The organism is Methylomonas sp. MS20 (assembly GCF_050275925.1).
Lineage (GTDB): Bacteria > Pseudomonadota > Gammaproteobacteria > Methylococcales > Methylomonadaceae > Methylomonas > Methylomonas koyamae_A.
This window is the reverse complement of the sequence record NZ_CP189962.1, coordinates 1,496,004-1,510,453: the sequence shown is the minus strand read 5'-3', so window position 1 is coordinate 1,510,453 and position 14,450 is coordinate 1,496,004. Positions and strand designations below refer to the sequence as shown.

Below are 14,450 nucleotides of genomic sequence, written 5' to 3'. Positions count from 1 at the left end.
CGTTGCCCGGCGACGTAGCAGCGGCCAAACGGCCGCGACGACTCGGACGGCAACCGGTTAAGCTTAACCCATCCGGCGCGGGCCGGGTCAATTATTCAGGCGGCGATTTTCCCGAGTTTGGCATTGAACGGCGCCGATTTTGATCGGCTACGAGAAGTCGGGCGACGGTTAGGCCACGAAGAGCGGACTTCGCCGTGCCGCGCGAACAGCCCTGGTCGGGCCGGCATTGCAAGGCCGGGACTAGCGCGTCATCAACGCCAACAAGCCTTGCATCAACGCCAACGGCGTCGGCGGACAGCCGGGAATCGTCGCATCGACCGGAATTACATTCGCCACCGCGCCGCAACTGGCGTAGGACACGCCGAACTCGCCGCCGCAAGTCGCGCAATCGCCGACCGCCACTACCCACTTAGGATCCGGCGTGGCCTGGTAGGTCCGGATCAACGCGGTCTGCATGTGCCGCGATACCGGCCCGGTCACCAACAACACATCGGCGTGGCGCGGCGAAGCGACGAAGTGAATCCCGAAGCGCTCGATGTCGTAATACGGGTTGTTCAGCGCGTGAATTTCCAACTCGCAGCCGTTGCAGGAACCGGCATCCACCTGACGAATCGCGATGCTGCCGGAAAACTTGCGGTCGACGTGCCGCTTGATTTCAATGCCCAGGGCCTCCAACTCCGCGTCCTTGGGCACGCTCACCCGCTCGGTGACGATGCCGGTGGTCAGGATTTTCTTAAACTGTTTCAGCATGGCCGCTACCTATAAGTCGTTGCCGGAATAGGAGCCGTTCACGGATTTGTTGCACACCGGAAAATCCGGCACGATGTTGTTCAACACCAATCTTTCCAGTGCCGGCCAGTTCAACTGACTGGGATCGCGCGGATAGAACCGGGCGATGCGGTTGCCGGCTTCGAAAGCCACGAAGCTGACGATCTCGCCGCGCCAGCCGTCGACGATGCCCAGGCCCCGGCTGCCGGCGGCCGGGATGAGCCACTCGCCGACCAGCGCGCCCGGCGCCAGCCGGTCGATAAACTGTTCGATCAGCTTCATCGAGGCGATGATTTCCTTGTAACGCACCCAAAAGCGCGAGGCGATATCGCCCTGATTTTCCAACGCCACCTTGAACCCGACCGCGTCGTAGGGCGGATAGGCTGCGTCGCGGCGGACATCGAAATCCTGACCGCTGGCCCGACCGACGTAGCCGACCACGCCGTAGGCGGCGGCGATGTCCTCGGACAAAAACCCGGCGGTATATAGCCGGTCTTCCAGCGACGAATTCAAATCCAGCGTGGTCATTAGGTCGGCCAATTCGTCTCTGAGCTTGACGATACCGACGCGCATGGCTTGGCATTGCTCAGCCGACAAGTCCGATGTCACGCCGCCAGGAACGACGCAATCCATCATCAGCCGATGCCCGAACATCGCGGCCTGGGTGCGCAACCAGTCTTCGCGCAATCGGGTAAATTGGATTTGCGCGAACGTAAACGCCACGTCGTTGCAGATCGCGCCGATGTCGCCAAGATGATTGGCGACCCGCTCGCGTTCGGCCAGAATGCCGCGTATCAGCGCCGCGCGCGGCGGAATGTCAACACCGGCCGCCCGCTCCATCGCCATGCAGGCGGCCCAGGCGTGTCCGACGGTCGTATCGCCGGACACCCGGCCGGCCAACCTGGCCAAGCTAAGCGGATCGCGGCCCTCGGCGATTTTTTCGATGCCTTTATGCACGTAACCCAGGCGTTCTTCCAAATTCAGTATCAATTCGCCGACCGCCTGAAACCGAAAATGGCCGGGTTCGATGATGCCGGCATGGACCGGACCGACCGGGATTTCGTAGGTGCCGGCGCCGTGCGATTTCACGAAGGCATAATCCATGTCCGGCGGCGTCACGCTTTCCGGGCGGCCCTCGACTGGAAAATCCTTGCGCAACGGATGTTGGTGTTTGTCCCACGCCTTGTGGCGCGTCCACGGCCGGTTATCCGGATGGCCGACGAACTGGATGCCGAACATATCCTGGGTGTTGCGCTCACTGCGATTGGCGGCCGGATACACGCCGGCCTGACTGGGCACTTCCGGCTTTGCCGGACCCAGCTCGGTTTGCGCCCAAAGATAAACGCCGTGTTTTTCCAGCAATACATGCACGACAAAACTGGCCGCGCGTTGTTCGGCCCAGCCGGCCGACCAGCGCACGCTATCGGCTAGCGCCAGCTCGGCCAACATGCGCCAATGTTCGGAAGCCACCCGCCAACGGAAAATGGCGTCGCCGGCGGCATCCGATTCGACGGCGACGCCGGCCGCCGAGAGGGATGAGCGCAAGGCTTCGGTCCAATTCGGATTGCTCATAGCGGCACGCTCCCGGAAATCAACTGCGTGGCTTGCGAAAACCAATTCGCCAGAAAATCGGGAATTGCCAGACCCAACCACAATACCAGCGCCAGATGAATCATCACCGGCCACAGATTGGCTTTAATCGGCTGCTGGCCCTCGGGGCGCTCGCCGTAGACGATGGGTTGAATGTGCCGAAACAGCCCGGCGAAGGCGACGCCTATTCCCAGCAACAATACCGGCGCCAGCCACGGATAACTATGCATCGTCGCCACCAATACCAAAAATTCGCTGGTAAACACGCCGAACGGCGGAAAGCCGGCAATCGCCACGGTACCGATCAACAGCCCCCAACCGATCTCGGGTTGAGTTTTGATCAACCCGCGGATTTTCTCCATCTGCTGGGTGCCCGCCAGTTGCGCGGCATGGCCCACTGTCACGAAGATCGCCGATTTGGTCAACGAATGCACCGTCATGTGCAGCAGCGCCGCGAAGGTCGCCGATGCGCCGCCCATGCCGAAGGCAAAGGTCATCACGCCCATGTGCTCTATCGACGAGTAACTGAACAAGCGCTTGATGTCTTTTTGCCGGTGCAAAAACAAGGCGGCCACCAAAAACGACAGCAAGCCGAATCCCATCATCAACAAACCGGCCATGTTGGTGTGGGTGGCGCCGTCCACCAGCATCTTATTGCGCACCACCGCGTACAAGGCGTCGTTGAGCAACAATCCGGACAACACCGCCGACATCGGCGTCGGGCCTTCGGAATGGGCGTCCGGCAACCAGTTGTGCAAGGGCACCAAACCAATCTTGGTGCCGTAACCGATCAACATGAACACGAAGGCCAACTCCAAAATTTCCGGATTCAAACGCGCGGCGTTGTCGAACAGCACCGACCACAGCAAGGCGTTATCGCCGTCGCCGATCTGCACCGCCGCGTAATACAGCAAGATCGTGCCGAACAAGGCCTGAGCGATACCGACCCCGCACAGAATGAAATATTTCCAGGCGGCTTCTATCGATTCCGGTGTGCGGTAAAGGCTGACCAATAATACGGTCGCCAGCGTCGCCCCCTCCATCGCCACCCACATCACCCCCATGTTGTTGGTCGTCAATACCAGATACATTGCCAGCATAAAGCCTTGATACATCGAGTAGTAAAGCTTCAGCCGCTTCTCGGTCAATTTACCCCGGTGCTTTTCGTGCTCCATGTAAGGCGCGGAAAAAATCGAGGTGGTCAAGCCGACAAAGGCGGTCAACACGATCAGATACACGTTGAACGAATCGACGATGAAGGCCTTGCCGGCCGACAGGATGGTGCCGTTGTTCAACACATTGACCGCCAGCCAAATCGTCGCCAGCAACGTAACGGCGTTGAAGCGCACGTTGAGTTGGCCGGTTTCGCGCTGGTGGCCGACAAACGCGAAAAACAGGATGCCGATCAGCGGAATCAGCATGACCAGATAAGCGGCGATCATCGGTCCACCTCGTGCAAACGGTTCATGCGATCGACATCCAGCGAGTCGATGCTGGTGCTGATATGAAAGAAAAAGATCCCGAACAACACCGCCGCGACCAGCACGTCGAAGGCTATCCCCAATTCGACGACCATCGGCATGCCGCGCGTGGCCACGATGGCGGCGAAAAACAATCCGTTTTCGATGGACATGAAGCCGACCACGTGGGCAATCGCCTGGCGATGCGAAATCATCAACAACATCCCCAGCAGCACCACCGACAGGCTGACCGCCAACGCATTCAACATCACCGCCGACGAGGTCTGCACGATGGGATGCAGCACGTAATAGCTGAACACCATCAGCGCCGCGCCGCCCAGCATCACGAAGGTGTTATTCTTCAAAGCCTCCACGTCGCGGTGCAAATTCAGCAACAGCACCTGCCGCCGCAGCATCCACGGAATGAACAACACCTTCAGTACCAAGGTCAACAGCGCGGAAATGTAGAGATGATGGCTATCCAGGCTGTAGGCCGCCAAGGCCGTGGTCAGCGTCAACAGCAAACCTTGCAGCGCGAACACGAAGATCAGCCGCAACAAACGGCCCTGCCCCAGCATCAGAAACGAAGTCAAACCGACCAGCGCGGCCATCGACAAAATCGCCTGGGTGTAAAAATCCTGTTGTTCGAGATTCATCAGCGCGCCGCCTCCAAGATGATGTGACTCAACATGCCCAACAAACCCAGCAGGTAGGCGAAGCTGAGATATTCCTGCACCCGAAACAAGCGCATCTTCGCCACCAGGGTTTCCGAAATCGCCAAGCACACCGCCAACACCGCCAACTTGCCCGCAATCGCCAGCAAGCCGTAGCCAAGCGCCGGCAACGTCAATTCCCGCGCGATACCCCAAGGCGCGAAGATATTGGCGAGCAACACCCCGTACAACGCCAACTTCAACTGACTGGCCCACTCGATCAACGCCAAATGGCGGCCGCTGTATTCCAGGATCATCGCTTCGTGGATCATCGTCAGCTCCAGGTGAGTGGTCGGGTTGTCGACCGGAATCCGGCCGGTCTCGGCAATCGCCACCAGCATCAGCGCGAACATCGCGAACACGAAGGACGGCCTTAACACCAAGCCTTCGTAGAGTACATGTTCGATCGCCAGCGACAGATTGGTGGTCGATGCGGTCATCGTCAGCGTAAACACCGCCATCAGCATTGCCGGTTCGGCCAGCGACGAAATCGTCATTTCCCGCGACGCGCCCATGCCGCCGAACGCGGTCCCTATGTCCAACGCGGCCAGCGCCAGAAAAAACCGGGCAAACGCAAAAAATCCGACCAACACAATCACGTCGGCGCTGGCCGAGGTCGGCAAGTCCACCGCTATCAACGGCACCACCGATGCGGCCAGCACCATCGCCGAAAACACGATATACGGCGTGTAGATGAATAGCCACGAAGCATGTTCGGCCACAACCGGCTGTTTACGGGTTAACTTAAGCAAATCGCGATAGGGTTGCAGCAAGGACGGCGCCCGGCGATTTTGCAAATGGCATTTGCACCATTTCAACCAACCGCTCAGTAGCGGCGCCAAGGCCACGAACAGCGTGGTTTGAATCACGGCAACGAACCAGTTCATAGGCTGACCACCCACAACATCAAAATTAACGTAGCAAACGAGTAACCGAGATAAACCCGGATATTACCGGTCTGGATGCGGCCAACCAGCCTGGCCAGTTGATTGATGCCATGGGCAATGGGTAGATAGAGCCTGGGCCAGCTGTGATCCTGCACTTGCAGGCGGTAATGAATCGCCGCGACCTCGATGTCCCCGGCACCGTGCAGGTCTTTATCGATTTGCTCGTCGATCAACCAGACCTTGGCGAAAATGCGCCGGAACGGCATCGTAAACGCGCTGCAACTGTATTGCATGCGCGCGTTCAAACCGCCGAAGCCGCAATCCCAAGCCGGCGCGCGGCGCATGGTTTTAGTTTCCGGGTTGCGGCGCAGATACCAGAACGCCGCGCCGGACGCCAACAAAACGCTGATCAACACCAACAGCGGCGCGTAGGATGCCTGTTGATGCGACACCGGCGCCAGCCGCAACCAGCTCAGCGCGGTGTCGTTGGGCAAGGCTTGACCCAACAATTGCCTGGCCACCTGATTGAGTAAGTCAATGATGAAAGCCGGAAAAATCCCGATGAAAAAACACAAGCCAGCCAACAATTTCAAGGCCAACAGCATGCCGCGATCGTCCACTTCCTGGGCTTTTTCGGCGTTGCGCGAACGCGGCAACCCCAGGAAAATCATGCCGAACACTTTGACGAAGCAAGCCGCCGCCAAGGCCGCGGTCAACGCCAGGGCCGCCGCCGACACCGGTATCAGACTGCGCAGCACGCCGTTTTCCAGCGCGTCCACCTGCAGTGCGGTCTGGAACGCCAGCCACTCCGACACAAAGCCGTTGAACAGCGGCAACGACGAGATACTCATGCAGCCAATCAGGAACAGGAAACTGGTCTTGGGCAAGCGTTGGATCAGCCCACCCATCGTATCGATATTCAAATCGTGAACCTGATGCTGCAGTATGCCGGCCCCTAAAAACAGCAGGTTTTTGAACAAGGCGTGATTGAAGGCGTGAAATAAGGCCGCCAATAAGCCCAAGGCCGCCAGCTGCGGAAAGCCGTTGGCCATGAAGATCACCGCCAAGCCCAGCACCATGAAGATAATGCCGATGTTTTCCACCGAACTGTACGCCAGCAGGCGTTTCAGGTTAGGCTGCATCATCGCGTACAGAATGCCGCCCAAGGCCGAGAACGTGCCCAGCACCAACAGCACGACGCCCCATTGCCAATGCACGTCGCCCAGCAAATCGAAGCAAAACCGGATCAGTCCGTAGACGGCCACCTTCAGCATGACGCCGCTCATCAGCGCGGAAATATGCGACGGCGCGACCGGATGCGCTTCCGGCAACCAAACATGAATCGGCACGATGCCGGCCTTCATGCCGAAACCCAACAAGGCCAGCACGAAAGCCAAGGTCGCCCAATTCGAGGACAGTTGCGCTTGACGCAAGGCGTCGAAGGTAAAGCCGTCGGTAAAGGCCGCCAACACCCCAAATCCCAGAATGATGGCGAGCGCGCCGACCTCGGCCATCAGCAAATACAGAAAAGCGGCGCGGCGGTTGGCCGGGTGTTCGTGCTGAAACGCCACCAGGAAATAACTGGCGACCGACATCAGCTCCCAGGCGATCATGAAAAAGAAGGCGTCGTCCGCCAGTAGAACCAACAACATACCGGCAACGAACAGACCGGTGAACAAGCCCAACACCGCGAACGGATGTTTTTCTTCTTGATAGGCCGCCACATAACCCGGCCCGTACAGGCTGACCGCGCCAACGGCGATGCCGATTATCAAGTAGAAGAAACCGGACAGACCGTCGAAACGTACATGCCAAGGCAACCACGGCAAGCCCAAGCCAATTCGGTCGGTGACCACCGAGGTTTGACCCAACAGCACCCACAAACCGGCCAGAATCGCGGCGACGCCCGCCGCACCCAGCAACCTGAATACCGTGGTTTTCAGTAACGCCGCGTATCGGCTTTCTTCCAGCCAGGCATCGGCGCTAGTCCAACATCGCCTGCCGGCCGGCCAACGCCGGAACGCGGCGTGGCCTAGCCGAAGCAAACCGGCGCGGCGGTTGACCAGCAGCGCCAGCAGCCCGGACGCAAAACTCAACAGCACCGCGGCATAGGCCAATATCAACACCATGAGGCTATCTCTCCGTTTTCAGCCGGATTCGCTACCGAATCGCTCATTGCCACACCTCGCCGATCTTGTGTTACGACAGATGCGCTCAGGCAATACCCGAGCCAATCGCGCCAACACCCTTACAAAACAAGCGACCGCATCATCGTCGTGCGCTTAATCGACGCTCCAGCGAAACTTTTGGTTGATTTCAACCGGCGCAATTGGTTGATCCGAACCAGTTTCACCACACCCAAGCAGTCGCCTCCCCCTCGAGCTACGCAAAGCAGCGGAACGACTTACGCCACACGGTCTGACGAACACTGTACGCCCACTTTCCGGTGTCAAGTGAGTTATCTCGCAACGCGCCGATGCCGTTATTCACAGACACCAACCGGCGCTGGATTTATTGTTTCATCACGCCGACACGGTTGCGGATATCAGTAGAAATGACCGGCGGCACGGGATTCCAGTCCTTAGAGCCGGCGCGTCGTTGCCAAGCGTGCCATTCGAACTCAACCCATTCCGGAGACATGCGCGATGAGCCAGCCGATTTTGGAAAGGTCTCGGACCGACGACACCCAACACAGCGGCGGCTGCCCGTTTCACGCCGACTTGACCGAAACGCCGGAACTGGCGGAACTGAGCCAGGACGATTGGCTGTTTCTGCCGATGCACAAACGCACGATCGCCCAATACGTCACCAACGAGACCGGCGCCACCGAACTACGCCTGTATTACGAAGACAAGGAAATCAGCTTCGACGAACCCGAGTTGTTCGCATTCGGCGAAAACCTGGCCAAGCAAGCCAGCTTTCCAGCCATAAGCGCCACCGGTTGGGGCCAGGGCTACGATTGGCCGGTGGTTAAGGATCTGCTCGAAGAGTTGATTCTACAAGGCATCCTGCAAACCACCAACCCGGCACCCGCCCCTAAAATGGCGCAAACCGGCGCCAACCACCTACTACCAACGGCTCCCGGTCAATCGCCGCGCACTTGGTTCGAATGCGAGGCCATCATGGCCGAACTGACCGGCCGACCGGTGGAATTGGGCTATCTGGAATTGATGATCCCGGTATTTCGGGTGGCTCATATCGCCATGGATAACGAAGGCCGCCAAGTCGGCGAATCCAACGTCTTCCCGAAACCGTTGCGCGTCGAAGTGCCGACCGAATGGACGACCTGCCCCTACCCCGGCAGCCGCTACCAAAACGAGCGGCCGATGAATTTGACCGCGCTGAAAAGCATGGGCCAGCATTGGTTGCCGGCGATGGCCGCCTTGCTGCAAATCCGCGAAGCCTATCTGCGGCGTTTTCCGGAAGCCCGCGCCGGCTGGACCGTCGGCCATTTGGAGCGCTTGTCGGCGCTGGTGCTGGCGGTTCCGGCCTACCAACTGATGAAAACCGCGCCCCGCGTCGCGAACGGCGAGTTGCATCCGGTGTTGTCGTCGATGTACCGCGTCACCGACGGTGTGCGGATGACCACCCATCAAATGCTGTTCCTGCCGGTCGTCGAAACCACGCTCGCCCCGGACGCGCCGATGACAGCCCAAGGCATTTACGACTACGCCGAACGCAACTACGTGTTTCAGTCCGCGCACGGCGTTTGCGCAGGACCGCGCAAGATGATCGAAGAATTTTTGGGCGTGCTGGTCGACGGCACGACGCTGGCCGGCATGGACGACGTTCCGCAAGCCCCGGAGGTCGCGGCCGCGCTGGACGCATTGCCGGCCGCGCTGGATTACGGTCTGTACGGCTTGCAGGCCCACGCCATCGCTTTCTCGGTATGGCCGCTGATGAGCCGCCATTACGAAGAGATGTGGACGATTTTGGATACCTGGCCGAACGTCGATTCCGAGCGATTTAACGCGTTCAAGGCGCTAGTGCAAACTCAGATCAAACAGTTGCAATCCAAATCGCTGATCGCTAGCGAAGCATGGCGGGCCGATCGGGAAAAGGTCTACGCCGACATGTATCAAAAAACCTGCGAAGGTTTGGGACTGACGGCGAATGCCGACAGCTTGGCCGAACGCATCGCGCCGCCGGCGGTTAGCGCCTATCACCGGATCGCCGAGGCGCAATTGCGCGGCATCTTGAGTACGCAATTCGGCCGACCGGCCTACGAAGCGGCGGCGTTCGAGCGCTTGATTCGCTGCTTGATGAAATATTTCCGCCGCGAGCAAGGCATTTTGGCCGCCGCCGAACAAACCCAGCAAGCGATCAATCGGCTGCTCGGCCGCCCGCAACCCGAGCGCGAATTCTCGGCGGCGGATTTGAATATCTACAACCTGCTGCTCGGCGAAGTCCAGCGTATTCCGCACATCGGCGAAGTCTTCGAGCAATTGTTCCACGTTGAGATACGGGTGACCAAGAGCAACATCGACATTCGCGAGCACGGCTAGCCCGGCACGCGGCCTCGGCTAGGGATGGCCGAGCGCCTGTAACGATTATGTTCGCGTTAATCACGGCAGGGATGCACGACCGTCGCCTCTGGCATCGCTTAGCCAGGACTCGGCTGGCAGGACGCTTAGCCATCGCCATCCGCGGCTACCGGGCCTGAGCGATCGATACCGGGACGGCGGCGACGATTGACGCGAACATAGCCTTTCGGGCAGGCCTATCGAGTTGGGGCCGGACGCGCGGGCGGATCGGCCGGATGGTTTAACGGGGCGTCAACCCTATTCCGGCGTGGCGCCAGCGATTTTGAATTTAGAGGATGGTCGGACCGCGCCGGTGTAGCGGATCGCGGGCGGTCAAACTCGAACCGGATCAGTCGGCATGGGGCCGGCGAATCGACGTGCGATGGGCACGGGTATAAAGAGGAGAGTGTCATGAAAGTAAAATCCAACATTCGTGCTGGTTTGGCTGTCAAATTGGGCAGTTCAGTCGGCGGCCGTTGCAGCGGCGGCATCGTACTGGCCTAAGCCAAAACCCTAGAGGGAAAAGGACGTCCCTCGCTTCTTGGCTCGGCCGGCCACCAGCCGGCCGAGCCAACCTTATTTTGAAACACTAATAACGCCCGGACCGGTTTCTCCAAACCCAAACCGCGGAATCAACGGCGAGATTGCAAGCCATCCTTCGTCACGGCAACCCGGTCTCGCAGGGGTTGCGATCCAAGCATTCCGGGACATGATCGAATAAACATCAAGAGGACTGTCATGTACCGCCACCTGTTTAGCGCACGCACCATCGAACCGGCCGCCCATTCCCGAGCCGCCAGGATTTTTCTGAACACCGCCTTGATAACCGGCCTGCTGGCCGATGCCGGCGTCTCCGCCAATACCACCATCGTGCAAGCGCCGGCCGACGCTCGCTCGTTCGGCTTGGAATCCTTGCGTCTGGCCGTGCGACAAGACGGCGGCGCGCCGCTGCCGGAAGGACTGGACCGCTTCGTCAAGAACCGCGAAGCGGCCCTGCAACTGGGCAAGGCGCTGTTCTGGGACAGCCAAATCGGCAGCGACGGCGTGCAGGCCTGCGCCAGTTGCCATTTTCACGCCGGTGCCGACAGTCGCGCTAAAAATCAACTCAACCCCGGCTTTCTCGCGGTAGCCAATGCCAAAACCAATCCGATCGACGGTTTTGCCAACGCAAACAAAATCAATGCCGCCGATTTCGAAATCAAGGGCCCGAACGCCAGGTTAACCCGCCAGGACTTCCCGTTCGTCAAGACCATCGACAGCGTGGTCCAAGGCGCCAATAGCGCCATCGATCCCAGCACCGGTAACAGCAACGACATCGCCGGCTCGATGGGCATGTTGTACACCTTTTTCGACCACGTAAACCCCGGCCTCGCCGTCGATAGCGGCACGCCGGTCCAGGACCCGGTCTGGAACCTGTTCGGCAAGAAGAACGTGCGCCGCTCGGTCCCGCGCAACGCGCCGTCGGTGATCAACGCGGTGTTTAATTTCAGCAACTTCTGGGACGGCCGCGCCAATCCGCATTTCAACGGCCAGGACGGTTTCGGCGACCAAAATCCCAACGCCGCCATCGTCGTCAACACGCCGGACGGATTGGCCCTGGAACAAATCTCGCTGGCCCAGGCCAGCTTGGCGTCGCAGGCGATGGACCCGACCGTCAGCTTCGCGGAAATGTCGTTCGGCGACCCGCATCAAAAATCCACGTCCGACCCCAGCCTGCCCAACGGCCGCAGCTTTCCGGAAATCGGCAAAAAGCTGTTGGCGGCGTCCGCCGCGTCCGGCAAACCCTTGACGCCGCTGGGACAACAAGTCGTGCATCCCGAGGATTCGGTGCTGGGCGGCCTCGCCAAGGCGCCCTATCGCGGCCTGGATACGACTTACGCCGATTTGATCAAGGCCGCGTTTAACGACCAATATTGGGAATCCGACGAAGCCATCGAAGCGCCCGGCATCGTCTTCAACCAAATGGAATACAACTTCAGCCTGTTTTTCGGGCTGGCGGTGTCGCTGTACGAATCGACGTTGGTCTCCGACCGCAGTTATTTCGACGTCTGGATGGAAACCGGCCGATTTAATGCAGGCTTCGGCGACAAGGAACTGGCCGGCTTGAATCTGTTCGTCAACCAGGGCCAGTGCGTGCAATGCCACGCCGGTCCGGAACTGACCAAAGCCTCCATCCGCGCCGCCAACCAGGGTAAAAACCTGATTCGGCCGATGACTATGGCCGACGGCAGCGCCCTTTACGATAGCGGCTTCTACAATATCGCGGTGACGCCAACCACCGACGACTTGGGCCGAGGCGGCTCGGACAATGCCAATCTGCCGCTGGCGTTTGCTCGGCAGGCGCTGATGCAGCGCCGGAATTTCGAAGCCAATCAAGCCTTGCCGGCCGACGAGCCGCGAAAACCCGACCCGATTCCGTTCCCAATTCTGGGCAACGATGCGATTCCAGCGCTGAGCGAAGACGGCAACAGCGCGGTCTGCACGGATGCCAACCATAATCAGATCTGCGATCCCGACGAAATCCTTAACCGGGACTTTAAACGGGCGGCGGTCGATGGCGCTTTCAAAACCCCCGGCCTGCGCAACAGCCAATTGACCGGCCCCTACTTTCACAACGGCGGCGTCGCGACGTTACGGCAGGTGGTGCAGTTTTACAATCGCGGCGGCAACTTCTGCCACTTCAATGCGTCCGACCTCGCCCCCAACATCAAACCGTTGGGCTTGACCGACCGGCAAGAGGAAGAACTGGTCGCCTTTCTGGTGTCGTTGACCGACCAACGCGTGCGCTACCAAAAAGCGCCGTTCGACCATCCGGAACTGCGTCTGCCGATCGACGGCCGCCCCTACCAACCGCTGGCGAGAATCGGCGCGGTCGGCGCGAGCGGCTCCCACCACCCGCTGCCCACCTTCCTGGACCTGGACCCCAACGACGCGATCCTGACGCCGACGGGCAGTTGCGTATTGGAATAAACGGCAATCGCGGACAAGGCGTCAAGGTCTTGGTACTGGAGCCCAGCGGCCAATTCGCCGTCGGCCGGCAAGCCGCTGATTTGAACCATCCCGATTTAATCGGCAATCAAAGCGCCCATTTCGTCGATACCCACGACCATTCGGTTCACGCCACGGCCGTGGGTAAGCAGGAAGGATTTAATCCTATTCGCCCCGGGACGAGCACTGACGTAAAATAATTATAAATCAACGACTAGCGAATAGACCAATGCTTGAATCAGCTGACTTCAGCCGATGTCATTGATTTGTCATTTTTATAAAATACGCTCTTTTGCACATCTTCATTCGGTTCGCTTATTCGCGCCAACATGCCCCTCGAAAAAATACTGCTCGTTCTTAGCGTTATGGCCCTGTCGGTACTGGGTTGGTACATCTACACGCCGCCTTACCATTCACCGCGCGAGTATCCGCCGCTAGCGGAAGCCGATCGGCAACGCATGGATTTGCAGTTGTTCAACGAGCTGGCGGTCAACGGTTCAAGGCCGCCGCTTTATACGGTCGAAAGGCGCCGGCAATTGATCCTGGACATGGCCAAACAAGGCTTCGAAGTAGCCGATCTGGCGTATCAACTGTTGAATATCGGCCCCACCGTTAATTCCGGTCGGCATTGGCTGATGCCGTGGGAGCGCTCGGCTTACCACCATTTGCGCAGGCTGGCCGACGCCGGCGACCCATCGGCGCAATGTTTGGCGGCGTTGGTGATCGCCCGCTGGGATTTGGACATGCGGAATTACGAACGTTATGTCGTGCAGGCGGCGAATGCCGGGCAGCCTTATTGCACCAATATATTGAGTGGGTTGTTGACCATACATATTGGCCCACAAGAGCCTATACCAACACCTTATTGGCAAACGATTCCCCAGAATGATCTCAAAGGCAGAGAATTAAAGCTATTGGCTGCAAAGATGGGGGTAGAAACAGCACAATTATATCTGGTGAGTTTTTTTCACAGGGGATTCAAGGTTATCCATTAAATATTGGTAAAGCAACGTGTTGGCTTAGCTCGGCAGAACAAGCAGATACGGGTGGAACTCTGACAGAAAAATCCAATTTGATTTGGTTAACCCAACAGGCGCGAGGAAAAGGCATCGATATTTCGGAACATTACGACCCAAAGCAATGGTGTGAAACCAAACTGACTAACTGATTAAATATTTATACAAGGAACTGGATATGACAGGTCAAACCGTTCAACCTAAAAAGAGCAGTTTGGCGATGAAAAATCCCGTTCGTCCTGAGCTTGTCGAAGGGCGCGCGGGATTTTTCATTCACCCGTTTGGTGAGTGTATTGCGAGCCGTCCATGCTTCGACGTTGCTCAGCACGAACGGCCCGCAATACACGCCAACTGCCCTTTTTAGGTTCAACAATGGACAAATCAATACAACCAATTACGTCAGAACTATATTAGCGTTAACAACACAATAAAAATTTATTCTAAAGGCGACTCTCCCGCTCTATTCGAAGCCCAACGCCTGCAACTCCGCTTGGAATATCAAATC

General features: G+C 58.6%; 10 protein-coding genes. 4 read left to right on the top strand and 6 right to left on the bottom strand.

Annotated features, from left to right (window positions below; translation table 11 throughout):
* Positions 1 to 240 precede the first annotated feature (240 nt).
* From ACQE3D_RS06630 to hyfB, 6 genes are read right to left on the bottom strand one after another with little or no spacing between them, the layout of a single operon-like run.
* On the bottom strand, positions 241 to 750 hold the full coding sequence (locus ACQE3D_RS06630) for an NADH-quinone oxidoreductase subunit B family protein (protein WP_168033688.1): 510 nt from the start codon (positions 748 to 750) through the stop codon (positions 241 to 243).
* Positions 751 to 759: 9 nt separating this feature from the next.
* Complete coding sequence (locus ACQE3D_RS06625) at positions 760 to 2,340, bottom strand: NADH-quinone oxidoreductase subunit C (RefSeq protein WP_313728621.1); 1,581 nt, start codon at positions 2,338 to 2,340, stop codon at positions 760 to 762.
* Positions 2,337 to 3,800 carry a hydrogenase 4 subunit F gene (locus tag ACQE3D_RS06620; protein ID WP_071155045.1) on the bottom strand — a complete coding sequence of 488 codons (1,464 nt, stop codon included), beginning with the start codon at positions 3,798 to 3,800 and terminating at the stop codon, positions 2,337 to 2,339. Before ACQE3D_RS06620 ends, ACQE3D_RS06625 begins: the two co-directional genes overlap by 4 nt.
* Positions 3,797 to 4,474: a formate hydrogenlyase gene (locus tag ACQE3D_RS06615; RefSeq protein ID WP_313728623.1), complete on the bottom strand. Its 678-nt coding sequence runs from the start codon at positions 4,472 to 4,474 to the stop codon at positions 3,797 to 3,799. Before ACQE3D_RS06615 ends, ACQE3D_RS06620 begins: the two co-directional genes overlap by 4 nt.
* Positions 4,474 to 5,418, bottom strand: coding sequence for a respiratory chain complex I subunit 1 family protein (locus ACQE3D_RS06610; RefSeq protein WP_064029005.1), 945 nt, complete (start codon positions 5,416 to 5,418; stop codon positions 4,474 to 4,476). The genes ACQE3D_RS06615 and ACQE3D_RS06610 overlap by 1 nt, the downstream gene beginning before the upstream one ends.
* Positions 5,415 to 7,547, bottom strand: coding sequence for a hydrogenase 4 subunit B (hyfB, locus tag ACQE3D_RS06605; RefSeq protein WP_168033694.1), 2,133 nt, complete (start codon positions 7,545 to 7,547; stop codon positions 5,415 to 5,417). The genes ACQE3D_RS06610 and hyfB overlap by 4 nt, the downstream gene beginning before the upstream one ends.
* Positions 7,548 to 8,063: 516 nt before the next feature.
* Between hyfB and ACQE3D_RS06600 the strand changes: the two genes are divergently transcribed.
* The 4 genes from ACQE3D_RS06600 (at position 8,064) to ACQE3D_RS06585 (ending at position 13,924) form a co-directional block, all read left to right on the top strand.
* Entirely contained in the window at positions 8,064 to 9,923 is a 1,860-nt protein-coding gene (locus ACQE3D_RS06600; RefSeq protein ID WP_313728625.1) for a hypothetical protein, read from the top strand.
* A 756-nt stretch (positions 9,924 to 10,679) separates the two neighbouring features.
* Complete coding sequence (locus ACQE3D_RS06595; RefSeq protein WP_313728627.1) at positions 10,680 to 12,911, top strand: cytochrome-c peroxidase; 2,232 nt, start codon at positions 10,680 to 10,682, stop codon at positions 12,909 to 12,911.
* The gene (locus tag ACQE3D_RS06590; RefSeq protein WP_313728628.1) at positions 12,896 to 13,129 is read left to right on the top strand and encodes a hypothetical protein; all 234 of its coding nucleotides are present in this window, start codon (positions 12,896 to 12,898) and stop codon (positions 13,127 to 13,129) included. The genes ACQE3D_RS06595 and ACQE3D_RS06590 overlap by 16 nt, the downstream gene beginning before the upstream one ends.
* A gap of 129 nt (positions 13,130 to 13,258) precedes the next feature.
* Entirely contained in the window at positions 13,259 to 13,924 is a 666-nt protein-coding gene (locus tag ACQE3D_RS06585) for a hypothetical protein (protein WP_313728630.1), read from the top strand.
* The last annotated feature ends 526 nt before the right edge of the window (positions 13,925 to 14,450 follow it).

What these genes read in the sequence shown, in the direction of transcription:
- ACQE3D_RS06630 (WP_168033688.1), bottom strand. Translation starts at nt 750, where the DNA reads ATGCTGAAACAGTTTAAGAAAATCCTGACCACCGGCATCGTCACCGAG.
- ACQE3D_RS06595 (WP_313728627.1), top strand. Translation starts at nt 10,680, where the DNA reads ATGTACCGCCACCTGTTTAGCGCACGCACCATCGAACCGGCCGCCCAT.
- ACQE3D_RS06600 (WP_313728625.1), top strand. Translation starts at nt 8,064, where the DNA reads ATGAGCCAGCCGATTTTGGAAAGGTCTCGGACCGACGACACCCAACAC.
- ACQE3D_RS06610 (WP_064029005.1), bottom strand. Translation starts at nt 5,418, where the DNA reads ATGAACTGGTTCGTTGCCGTGATTCAAACCACGCTGTTCGTGGCCTTG.
- hyfB (WP_168033694.1), bottom strand. Translation starts at nt 7,547, where the DNA reads ATGGTGTTGATATTGGCCTATGCCGCGGTGCTGTTGAGTTTTGCGTCC.
- ACQE3D_RS06615 (WP_313728623.1), bottom strand. Translation starts at nt 4,474, where the DNA reads ATGAATCTCGAACAACAGGATTTTTACACCCAGGCGATTTTGTCGATG.
- ACQE3D_RS06620 (WP_071155045.1), bottom strand. Translation starts at nt 3,800, where the DNA reads ATGATCGCCGCTTATCTGGTCATGCTGATTCCGCTGATCGGCATCCTG.
- ACQE3D_RS06625 (WP_313728621.1), bottom strand. Translation starts at nt 2,340, where the DNA reads ATGAGCAATCCGAATTGGACCGAAGCCTTGCGCTCATCCCTCTCGGCG.
- ACQE3D_RS06585 (WP_313728630.1), top strand. Translation starts at nt 13,259, where the DNA reads ATGCCCCTCGAAAAAATACTGCTCGTTCTTAGCGTTATGGCCCTGTCG.